Origin of the sequence: Streptomyces longisporoflavus (assembly GCF_014649775.1) — a bacterium.
Taxonomy (GTDB): Bacteria; Actinomycetota; Actinomycetes; order Streptomycetales; family Streptomycetaceae; genus Streptomyces; species Streptomyces longisporoflavus.
In genome coordinates this window covers 1-504 of record NZ_BMTR01000167.1, presented here as the reverse complement: position 1 = coordinate 504, position 504 = coordinate 1, and the positions used below count along the sequence as shown (strand labels likewise).

1 protein-coding gene is annotated in these 504 nt (G+C 42.1%); it reads left to right on the top strand.

Annotated features, from left to right (window positions below):
• Positions 1–58 precede the first annotated feature (58 nt).
• Positions 59–504 (top strand): Ty1/Copia family ribonuclease HI (locus tag IE226_RS43875; protein ID WP_190087118.1); only part of this gene is annotated, 446 nt, incomplete at its 3' end.

The window sequence follows — 504 nt, the reverse complement described above, 5'->3', positions numbered from 1 at the left end:
TGGAGAAATTCATCTCTCCAAGGATATGTCTCCCAAGACAGATCAAGAGAGAGAGCATATGAGTAAGATCCCTTATGCTTCAGCTGTAGGGAGTCTTATGTATGCTATGCTATGTACTAGACCTGATATCAGTCATGCTGTAAGCGTTGTCAGCAGATATCAGTCTAATCCAGGTGAGGCACACTGGATAGCAGTCAAGAATATCCTTAAGTACTTGAGAAGCACTAAGGATTTGATTCTTGTCTATGGAGAAGATGAGCTTAAGGTAGATGGATTCACTGATTCTGACTTTCAGTCAGATATAGATGATAGAAAGTCTACATCTGGATATTTATTCACCTTGAATGGTGGAGTGTTCAGTTGGAAGAGCTGTAAGCAGACTATTACAGCGGATTCCACTACTGAAGCTGAGTATGTAGCCGCCTCTGAAGCTGCCAAAGAAGCTGTTTGGATCAAGAAGTTCATCTCTGAACTTGGAGTGGTTCCAGCCATTGAGTCACCTAT